Annotated in this window: 10 protein-coding genes; 5 read left to right on the top strand and 5 right to left on the bottom strand. The window is 62.2% G+C overall.

Going from position 1 to position 10,153, the window contains the following annotated elements:
* Both FJ986_RS30260 and FJ986_RS30255 read left to right on the top strand, forming a co-directional pair.
* A partial coding sequence (locus FJ986_RS30260) for a DUF680 domain-containing protein (RefSeq protein ID WP_140676914.1) occupies positions 1–189 on the top strand: 189 nt, incomplete at its 5' end.
* Between the two features lie 69 nt (positions 190–258).
* Positions 259–495: a DUF680 domain-containing protein gene (locus tag FJ986_RS30255; protein ID WP_140501218.1), complete on the top strand. Its 237-nt coding sequence runs from the start codon at positions 259–261 to the stop codon at positions 493–495.
* An 87-nt stretch (positions 496–582) separates the two neighbouring features.
* Here the strand turns inward: FJ986_RS30255 and ugpC are convergent, their stop codons facing one another.
* The 5 genes from ugpC to FJ986_RS30230 all read right to left on the bottom strand — a co-directional run bounded on the left by ugpC (position 583) and on the right by FJ986_RS30230 (position 7,178).
* The gene (gene ugpC, locus FJ986_RS30250; RefSeq protein WP_140525615.1) at positions 583–1,695 is read right to left on the bottom strand and encodes a sn-glycerol-3-phosphate ABC transporter ATP-binding protein UgpC; all 1,113 of its coding nucleotides are present in this window, start codon (positions 1,693–1,695) and stop codon (positions 583–585) included.
* Between the two features lie 25 nt (positions 1,696–1,720).
* Positions 1,721–3,385, bottom strand: a complete 1,665-nt coding sequence (locus FJ986_RS30245; RefSeq protein WP_140676911.1) for an alpha-glucosidase — start codon at positions 3,383–3,385, stop codon at positions 1,721–1,723.
* A gap of 4 nt (positions 3,386–3,389) precedes the next feature.
* Positions 3,390–4,544, bottom strand: coding sequence for a carbohydrate ABC transporter permease (locus FJ986_RS30240; RefSeq protein WP_140501212.1), 1,155 nt, complete (start codon positions 4,542–4,544; stop codon positions 3,390–3,392).
* A 1-nt stretch (position 4,545) separates the two neighbouring features.
* Complete coding sequence (locus FJ986_RS30235; protein ID WP_140501210.1) at positions 4,546–5,559, bottom strand: sugar ABC transporter permease; 1,014 nt, start codon at positions 5,557–5,559, stop codon at positions 4,546–4,548.
* A gap of 263 nt (positions 5,560–5,822) precedes the next feature.
* Positions 5,823–7,178 (bottom strand): ABC transporter substrate-binding protein, encoded by a 1,356-nt coding sequence (locus FJ986_RS30230; protein ID WP_140633684.1) that lies wholly within the window; start codon positions 7,176–7,178, stop codon positions 5,823–5,825.
* A gap of 122 nt (positions 7,179–7,300) precedes the next feature.
* Here FJ986_RS30230 and FJ986_RS30225 point away from each other — a divergent pair, with 122 nt between their 5' ends.
* The 3 genes from FJ986_RS30225 (at position 7,301) to FJ986_RS30215 (ending at position 10,080) form a co-directional block, all read left to right on the top strand.
* Positions 7,301–7,525 carry a hypothetical protein gene (locus FJ986_RS30225; protein ID WP_140525610.1) on the top strand — a complete coding sequence of 75 codons (225 nt, stop codon included), beginning with the start codon at positions 7,301–7,303 and terminating at the stop codon, positions 7,523–7,525.
* A gap of 16 nt (positions 7,526–7,541) precedes the next feature.
* Positions 7,542–8,564, top strand: coding sequence for a substrate-binding domain-containing protein (locus FJ986_RS30220; RefSeq protein WP_140501204.1), 1,023 nt, complete (start codon positions 7,542–7,544; stop codon positions 8,562–8,564).
* A gap of 169 nt (positions 8,565–8,733) precedes the next feature.
* A complete protein-coding gene (locus tag FJ986_RS30215) occupies positions 8,734–10,080 on the top strand; it encodes an FAD-binding oxidoreductase (RefSeq protein WP_140501202.1) in 1,347 nt (448 codons plus the stop codon).
* Positions 10,081–10,153 lie beyond the last annotated feature (73 nt).

Below are 10,153 nucleotides of genomic sequence, written 5' to 3'. Positions count from 1 at the left end.
GCTGCCGCCGCCGTCCTGGCCGTGTCGGGCAGCGCTTTCGCCGGCAGCGACAACTATGGCTCCAATGGCGCCAACCAGCCCGCGGCCACTTCGACGGACAGCTCATACACCGCTTCGACCAAGACGTCGGCGCCGTCTGCCCAGGCGCCTGTTCAGGGTGCCGATCGCAACCTCTTCGGCAACAACTAACAGCCGATCTCCAGTTGACGGCGGGCCTTCCGCCGTCCTGGCGAAATTCGAAAATTCAGGAGACTTGAAATGAAGAAGATCATCCTTGCTGCCGCCGCCGTCCTGGCCGTTTCGGGCAGCGCTTTCGCCAGCAGCGACAACTATGGCTCCAATGGCGCCAATCAGCCTGCCGTCACCTCGGTCGACAATGCGCACACGGCTTCGATCCGCGACAGCGGCTCGCCCGTCTACAAGCTGCTCAATTCGTCGGGCGATGTACACAAGTCCGCCCCTCAGGGCAGTGACCGGAATCTCTTCGGCCACTAACAGCCGAAGCTGACACCAAACACGAGCGGCGGGCTTTGCCCGCCGCTCCTGTTTTTGCGTGACCGGCAATTAATTCATGGCCTGCTCTCAGGCCGCTTTCGCTTCCGTCTCGTGCAGCGCGAAGGATCGTCCATCCGCGTCGAAGATATGAAGGTCTCCGGCGTCGGCGCTCAGCCGCAGTGTCGCCCCGCGCTTGACCTCGACATTGCCCGGCAGCTTGGTCACCAGCGGCAGGTCGGCGCGGCCGATGTCGACATAGACGAGTTGCACCTCGCCGAGCTGCTCGACATAATCCACCGTTCCTTCGAACAGATAGTCCGTGCCGCCGGCGATCGTCAGGTCCTCCGGCCGCACGCCGAAGCTCACCGACGCGCCCTTGGCCGAGGCCGGCGTCGCGATCGGCACCGTAGCCTTGCGGCCGCCGACATGACTGATGGCGGTCGGATTGCCCGATTTGTCGATGGTCGCCGGCAGGATGTTCATGGCCGGCGAGCCGATGAACTGAGCAACGAACAGATTGCCGGGTTTCTTGTAGAGTTCCATCGGCGTGCCGACCTGTTCGATATGGCCCTCCTTCAGCACCACGATGCGGTCGGCCAGCGTCATCGCCTCGACCTGGTCGTGGGTGACATAGATCATGGTGGTGTTGGGCATCGATTCCTTGAGCTTGGCGATCTCGATGCGGGTGGCGACGCGCAGCGCGGCGTCGAGGTTCGACAGCGGTTCGTCGAACAGGAACACCTTCGGGTTGCGCACGATGGCGCGGCCGATGGCCACGCGCTGGCGCTGGCCGCCCGACATCGCCTTGGGGAGGCGGTCGAGATAGTTGGTCAGCTGCAGGATCTCTGCCGCCTGGCGCACGCGCTTGTCTATCTCGGCCTTGCTTTCCTTCCCGATCTTCATCGAGAACGCCATGTTGTCGTAGACCGTCATATGCGGATAGAGCGCGTAGGACTGGAACACCATGGCGATGCCGCGTTTCGACGGCGGCACGTCGTTGACCACCTCGCCGGCTATTCTGAGCTCGCCCGAGGTGATCTCCTCGAGCCCTGCTATCGAGCGCAGCAATGTCGACTTGCCGCAACCCGACGGCCCGACGAAGACGATGAACTCGCCCGATTTGATGTCGAGGTCGATGCCGTGCAGAATGTTGAGATTGCCGTATGATTTCTTCACTTGCCTCAGCGTGACATCGGCCATGTTTCCCTCCAGTGGTCCCTAGAATTCAGTCGATGCGCCCGAACCAGGCGCCGTAGCCGCCGAGGCGGATGGAGCCGGAGCTCTGCTGTCCCGAAAATCCGTGTCCGGGCAAAGGTTGCAGCGATCGACCGCCAAGGTCAACCTCCGCTGGCCCGGATCCCAGGTTGAAGACGCAGACGATCTGCTCGTTGCCCGCGCGGCGCGTGAAGGCGACAGTGTCGCCCTGGCTTTCGATGAAATTGATATCGCCCTTGGCCAACGCCGGATGGGCACGGCGGAAGCCGAGAAAGCGCCGGTAGTGTTCGAGCAGCGAATGCTCATCGCCTTGCTGGACATTGACGGCTTGCGACAGGTGCTTGGCCGGCACCGGCAGCCACGGCTTTGCCTGGGAGAAGCCACCATTCCTGGCGCTGCCGTCCCACACCATCGGCGTGCGGCAGCCGTCGCGGCCCTTGAATTCCGGCCAGAAACGGATGCCGTAGGGATCTTGCAGATCCTCGAACCGCAATTCGGCTTCGCCGAGCCCCAGTTCCTCGCCCTGATAGATGCAGACCGAGCCGCGCAAGGACATCAGCAATGCCGAGATAACCTTGAGATAGGCGGTCGGGTCGGCTTCGTTGGCGGCCCAGCGCGAGGCCGGGCGCATCACGTCATGGTTGGAGAAGGCCCAACACGACCAGCCGTCGCTGGCAACCTTGCCAAAGGTTTCCAGCACCGAACGGACCTTGGCGGCGCTGATCTTTTCCGGCGCCAGGAAGTCGAAGGAATAGCACATGTGCACGCGCTTGCCGCCGGCTGTATAGGCCGCGACAACGTCCAGTCCGCGCTGTGAATCGCCGACCTCGCCGACCGCGGCCGTTGCCGGATATTCGTCGAGCAGGGCGCGGAAGCGTTCGAGGAAGCCGAGGTTCTCCGGACGGCTCTTGTCGTAGATGTGGTCTTGGTAGTTGTAGGGATTGACCGCGGGTGCGGTCTGGTCGTTGCGCTGCTCCGGCGGCAGCGGCGGGTTGTTTTCCAGCCCCTGGCTGTGGAAGTAGAAATTGATGGTGTCGAGGCGGAACCCGTCGACACCGCGCTCCAGCCAGAAGCGGGTCACGTCGAGCAGCGCGTCCTGGACTTCGCCGTTGTGGAAATTGAGGTCCGGCTGTTCCGCGAGAAAGTTGTGCAGGTAATATTGCTGGCGGCTGGTGTCCCATTGCCAGGCCGATCCGCCGAAGATCGACAGCCAGTTGTTGGGCGGCGTGCCGTCCGGCCTGGGATCGGCCCAGACGTACCAGTCGGCTTTCGGATTACTGCGGTTCGATCGGCTTTCCCTGAACCAGGGATGGATGTCGGCGGTGTGCGACAGCACCTCGTCGATCATCACCTTCAGCCCCAGCCTGTGCGCCTCCGCCGTCAGCGCGTCGAAATCGGCCAGCGTGCCGAACATCGGGTCGACGTCGCAGTAATCCGAGACGTCGTAGCCGAAATCCTTCATCGGCGATTTGAAGAAGGGCGAGATCCAGAGGGCGTCCGCGCCGAGCGCGGCGATATAGGGCAGCCGCCCGATGATCCCCTTGAGGTCGCCGATGCCGTCGCCATTCGAGTCCTGGTAGCTGCGCGGATAAATCTGGTAGATCACGGCACCTCGCCACCAGTCGCTATCGACGGCGAGATCGGGCCTCGAACTGGCTTTCAAAGCGGATTGCATGGTTTCAGCCTCCTTTCACCGAGCCTGCGAGCAGCCCGCGGACGAAATAGCGCTGCAAAGAGAAGAACACGATCAGCGGCACGATGATGGTCACGAAAGCCGACGTCGTCAGGATCTCCCAGTCGCCGCCACGCGAGCCGAGCAAGGCATTGAGCTTGGCGGTCAGCACGATCTGATCCGCCTCCGTGCCAAGGAAAACCATCGCCACCAGGAGATCGTTCCATACCCACAGGAACTGGAAGATGGCGAAGGACGCCAGCACGGGAAATGACAGCGGCAGCACGATCTTGACGAATATCTCGAAATCGCTGGCGCCGTCGATGCGCGCCGATTCCATGATCTCGCGCGGCAGGCCGGCAATGTAGCTCCGCAAGAGGTAGATGGCGAAGGGCAGTCCGAAGCCGGTATGCGCCAGCCAGATGCCGAGATAGGTCTTGGAGGGCACGCCGAAGAAGGCGCCGACGCCGTTGTAGAGCTTCAACAGCGGGATCAGCGACATCTGCAGCGGCACCACCAGCAGGCCGATGATGACCGCGATCAGAAGCGCACGCCCGGGAAAGCGCATCCAGGCCAGAGCGTAAGCCGCAAAGGCGGCGATCAGGATCGGGATGACGGTCGCCGGGATAGTGACGGTCAGCGAGTTCATGAAGGAGCGGCCGATGCCTTCCGAAAACAGCACGGTCCTGTAATTGTCGGTGGTGAATTTCGGCGGCGCCGAGGAGGCATAGTAGACGCGCTGGCCGCGGTCGCCCTCGAACGCCTTGGGCGAGGTCATGACGAAGCTGCCGTCGGCATTGAGCTGCAAGGTAACGCCGTCGCCGAGATCGGCCGATGTGCCGGCCGGATATTGCGTCGGTGCCGCCGACTTGACGCCGAAGGCGCTGATCTCGCGCTTGGCGCCATCGCCGAAAATGTTGCCCTGGAGGACGAACTTGCCGTCCTTCTCGACCTGCGCCGAGGCGGGCGGCAGGCGTCCAGCTTCGGTCTGGGTCGAACTGGCGAACGAGTTCCACCAGCCCGAGGCGATGATCTGGTCCTTGTCGCGCAGCGACGATACCAGGATGCCGAGCGTCGGCATGGTCCAGATCGCAACGAAGACCAGGACGGCGATGTGAACGCCGAAGCGGCTGGCGAAGGAGTTTCCGGTCGCGACGGTCATCTCAATGTCCTCCCGTCTCTTTGTTGGCCTGGCGTATGTTCCAGACCATGATCGGAATGACCGCGATCATGATGATGATGGCGATTGTCGCGCCGCGGCCGAAATCACCGCCGCCACGGAACATCCAGTCGAACATCAGATTGGCCAGCACTTGGCTGTTCCATTGGCCGTTGGTCATGGTCAGGACGATGTCGAATACCTTGAGCACCAGGATGGTGATTGTGGTCCAGACCACGGCGATGGTGCCCCAGATCTGCGGCACCATGATTTTCCAGAAGATCTGGAACGGATTGGCACCGTCGATGACGGCGGCTTCCAGCGTCTCTTCCGGAATGCCGCGCAGCGCCGAAGACAGGATGACCATGGCAAAGCCGGTCTGGATCCAGATCAGGATCACCATCAGGAAGAAATTGTTCCAGAACGGCAGCGATATCCAGACCTGCGGCTGGCCGCCGAAATGCTGGATGATGGCGTTCAGGATGCCGATCTGCGTCTGGCCTTCGCCGCGATACTCATAGATGAATTTCCAGATGACGCTGGCGCCGACGAAGGAGATCGCCAGCGGCAGGAAGATCAGGCTCTTGGCGATCGTGCCCCACCAGATCTTGTCGGTAAGCACGGCGATGATCAGGCCAAGGAAGGTACAGGCGGCGGGCACTACGGCCAGCCAGAGCACATTGTTGAGGATCGAATTGCGAAACTCGCGGTCGCCGAAAGCCCATTGATAATTGGCCAGGCCGACGAAATTGGCGCCGCCGCGATCGAGGAAGGACAGCCGCAGCGTCTCGACCACCGGATAGATGAGATAGATGGTCAGGATGATCATCGCCGGGCCGACGAACAGCCAGGGCCGGATCAGCCCTTGCCGGCGCAGATTGTCGACGGCGGCGGCGCCCGAGACGCCGCGCGAGGGGAAGGTGACGTCGAGCAGTTTGTTGGCGCCCCAGAAATAGGCGACGCAGCCGCCGACGCCGATGATGATGACGAATATGGCCGAGAAAATCTGAGCCGCCATGGGTCCCTCTCCCTGCACGACCCGCCAGGATGGAAACGATCCTTGCGATTGCGCCGCGCGCCGATCTCGTTGTTGAGCGCGAGCAGGCAGGGAAGCGTGTGGCTCCGTGCCCGCCGCATGCCGGAATGTCTACGCTGTCACGACTGGATCTGACCCGTCCCGGTTGGCCGGGCTGGGATGTTGCGATGGGGCCGGTCGGATCCGGGCCAACTGGCCCGGATCCGCTCGGGAGGTGGAAGCCTAGGCCTCCGCGGGTGCGGCTCTTACTTGATCGCGTCCCAGCTCTTCTGAATGTCGGTGGCGACGTCCTGCGCCGACTTGCCGCCGACCAGGTCGATCATGCCGGTCCAGAAGGCGCCGGCGCCGATCTTGCCCGGCATCAGGTCCGACCCGTCGAAACGGAAAGTCGAGGCATTGGCCAGGATCTCGCCCTGCTTGCGCAGCGCATCGCTGGCATAGGCATCCTTGTTGACCGCCTTGAACGGCGTCACGAAACCGCCTTCGGCCATCCAGATCTCATGGGCCAGCGGCATCTTAAGGAATTCGATGAACGCGCGGGCGGCCTTCGAGTCCTTGGTGATCATCGCCAGCGTTCCGGCGCCGAGCACGGGGGTGCCGAGTTCGGGCTTGGACGCATAAGGCGGGAAGTAGAAGAAGTCCGCGTCCTGGCCGATTTTCGTGCCTTCGGGGAAGAAGGTCGGGATGAACGACGCCTGATGGTGCAGGTAGCACTTCGGCGGCACCGCGAAGAGGCCCTTGGGGCTGTCGCGGAAATCTGTGGCCGCGACCGCCTTGGCGCCGCCATCCACCATCTTGTCGTCGGTCGCGATCTTGCCGAAGATGTCGATTGCATTGACCACGGCCGGGTCGTTGAACGGGATCTCGTTCTTCACCCATTTGTCGTAGGTTTCCGGAGACTGCGTGCGCAGCATCAGGTCTTCCACCCAGTCCGTCGCCGGCCAGCCGGTGGCGCCGCCCGAGCCGAGCCCGATGCACCATGGCGTGCCGCCGTCGGCGATAATCTTCTTCTCGAGGTCGGCGAGTTCTTCCTGCGTCTTCGGTACCTTGTAGCCGGCTTCCTCGAAATTGTCCGGCGAGTACCAGACCAGCGACTTCACGTCGGCCTTGTAGGGGAAGGCGAAGAAGCCCGGCTTACCGTCCTTGTCCTTGAAGGTGCCGAGGTCGACCCATGACTGGCCGGCGCCGTAATTGTCCTTGACCCATTTGGCGGTATCGTCGCCGAGCGGCGTCAAGAGACCCTTGGAAGCAAGGTCCTGGATCAGGCCGGGTTGCGGCAGAACGGCGATGTTGGGCGGGCTGCCGGCCTGCGTGTCGATGACGATCTGCTGCTCGTAATTTTCCGAGGAGGAATATTTGATCTCGGCGCCGGTGGCTTCCGAGAAATAATCGAGTACGCCGCGCACCAGGGTCTCGTCCTCGCCGCGCCATGGCCCGAAGATCGACAGGGTCTCCCCCTTGAGGTCGATTTTCTTGAGCTCTTCGTAGTTTGCCCAGTTGAAACGCTTGTCCTCGCCCGGCTTGAATTTCAGCTCGGCCTGCGCGGGCGCGCCGAGGGCGAGCACGGCAAGCGCGGCGCCCAGCATAAGCATTTTCTTCATCGGTATTCCCTCCCAGTGGGTCACAAACACCGGACGGAACCTCCATTCCGCCCGCCGACGCCGCAGGACTGTGACTCAGTCGGAAAGGAACCGCAACCTTTCGAAGAGTCTTCCAAAGCGCTTTGGCTATTTCGATCTCGCCATTGAATCGTCCAGAAGTCAAGAGGCGTGGTAACTTAATCGATTTAATTCCGGAGTCTGGCGCCTGGAAAATCGCGCTGCAGCATGCTTTTTTGGCAGTGCAGCAGCAATTTATGTTTCAAACCTGCACCAAGCCTGCCTATGGTCGCCATGATATGACGGGCCTGCCGCAGGGCTTGGGTCGATTCAATTTAAAAGCGCTTTGAGGCATGGAGTCCTCTCGTGAACCTGAAGCAACTCGCGCACATGCTGGCGCTTTCGCAGACCACGGTAAGCCGGGCGCTGAACGGCTATCCCGAGGTCAACGAAGAGACGCGCCGGCGCGTCATGGACGCCGCCAAGCGCCATGGCTATCGCCCCAATCCGAGCGCACGCCGGCTTGCGACCGGCAAGTCCGGAATGATCGGCTATGTCTTGCCGACGGGTGCTGCCGTCGACATCGACCCGCACTTCGTCGAATTCCTGTCTGGCCTTGGCGATTATGCGCGCTCGCACGAGCTCGACCTGGTGCTGTCTCCCGCCGACGCCGACGACCAGGAGACGACTTACCGGCGCATCGTCGCCAACCGCCAGGTCGACGCCGTCTACATCTCCTCGCCGACGCCGGCCGACCGGCGCGTGGCGCTGGTCAACACGCTTGGCATACCCTTCATCATCCATGGCCGCAGCGAAGGTTTCGATTTCGACTATCCCTATCTCGACATCGACAATGAGGGCGCCTTTCACGAGGCGGCACGGCTGCTCGTCCAGCTCGGCCACCGGCGGCTGGCGCTGATTAATGGCGATGACCGCGAAACCTTCGCCGTGCATCGCGAGCGAGGCGTGCGCCGGGCGCTCGCCGCGAGCGGCCTGACCTTGGGCGACCGCCATGTCTGCTCCGTTGCCATGACCGAGGAGAACGGCTATCGCGCCGCCCGGCGCCTGCTCGAACAGGACGGCGCGCCGACCGCGATCGCCTGCTCCAGCCTGATCATGGCGCTCGGCGTCGTGCGCGCCGTGCGCGACCTCGGCCTGAGCATCCCCGGCGACATCTCATTAATTGCACATGACGACGTCTTCCCATGGCTGAAGCCGGAGAATTTCTCCGTACCGCTGTCGACGACGCGCTCCTCGATCCGGCTCGCCGGCGCCCGCATCGCCGAGCGTCTGGCCGCACGGATATCGGGCCTGGAGGAGGGCCCGCGCGGCGAGGTCTGGCCGGTCGACCTGGTGATCAGGGGGTCGGTTGCCGGAGCGCCTGCCTAGGGTTAGAGCCAATCGCTCCGAGGGGCCGAGTTCGACCGCTTGCGGGCGTTGCCGGAAGATCGATTGCAGTGTCATGGATAGTGGTCTGCCTGCACCGCGCTTGCTTTGGCTTTTAGAGGGTGGCAACCAGTAAGCCAAAGCCATCAACCAGCCCTCCTGGATGCCCAATTTGCCCATATTCCCGTTCTCCGAAATGGACCCAATCCAACATCCTGGCCCACCGCCGAAGCGTTCGGAGGTGGTCATCATTGGTGGCGGCATTATCGGCGTAACGACGGCTCTTTTCCTGGCGGAGCGGAACATTCCGGTCACGCTGCTGGAAAAAGGCCGCGTTGCGGCCGAACAATCGTCCCGAAATTGGGGCTGGATTCGAAAGCAGGGGCGCGACGCAGATGAACTGCCAATTGTCATCGAGGCTTTTCGCCTATGGCGGCAACTGGCTGAGGAATGCGGCGAAGACATCGGGCTGGACCAGACAGGTGTGACCTATCTGGCGAACTCCGACAAGGACATGGCCGGTTTCGAAGAGTTCATGAAGATCGCCGCCATCCATGGGCTCGACACTCGCCTCCTGGACGCAGACGAAACCGCGAAACTCATCAAGGGCATGTCGCGCAAGTTCAAGGGCGCGATGACGACGCCCTCCGACATGCGTGCGGAGCCTTGGTTGGCGGTGCCTGCGCTTGCTCGTCTTGCCGTCCGAAAAGGCGCCAAGATCATAGAGAATTGCGCAGCGCGAACCCTCGAAATCTCAGCTGGCAGGATCAGAGGAGTGTGGACCGAGGCGGGATACATTGAAACCTCCAGCGTACTGGTCGCGGGCGGCGCCTGGTCGTCGCTGTTCCTGAGAAGACACGGCGTCTCCATCCCCCAACTCAGCGTCAGGGTAACCGTAGCCGCAACGGAGCCTATGCCTGAAATCTATGCAGGTGCGGCAGCGGACGAACACATCGCTTTCAGGCGCCGACAGGATGGCGGATACACGCTCGCCCCGGGAGGCAGTAATTTGCTTTACCTGGGACCTGACGCATTCCGGCACGCCACCAAGTATCTTCCCGCCCTCATGGCCAATCCGCTCGGAACCCGCTACTTTCCGTGCGCTCCATCGGGTTACCCTGATAGCTGGTCGACCCCGCGCGATTGGACCCCGGATTCCCAGAGTCCTTTCGAAAGAATGCGGGTGCTCAACCCGGCCGCTGAACGCTCCGGCCTCCGTTCTGTAGAGCGCAATTTCAGACGCCTTTTTCCACAGTTCGAAACAGTTCGCTTGAAGGCAGGCTGGGGAGGCATGATTGACGCCATGCCCGATGTCGTCCCCGTCGTGGATCACGCCCGGGCAGTCGTCGGTCTTTTCGTGGCCACGGGAATGAGTGGTCACGGCTTCGGTATCGGACCTGGAATCGGTCGCGTCGTTTCCGACCTGATTCAGGGTAACGCGAGTGGGCATGATCTCAGCCGCTTTCGGCTGTCACGCTTCTATGATGGAAGCGCCGTTCGGTTGGGTCCGGCCCTCTAGAGCATTTCCTATTTTGGGAGAATCGTAGGATTCCCAAAACCGGATGTTTGTGATTCAAGATGCTGGCTGGATT

It is taken from the genome of Mesorhizobium sp. B1-1-1, from assembly GCF_006442955.1.
Classification (GTDB): domain Bacteria; phylum Pseudomonadota; class Alphaproteobacteria; order Rhizobiales; family Rhizobiaceae; genus Mesorhizobium.
This window is presented reverse-complemented; position numbering and strand designations above follow the sequence as displayed.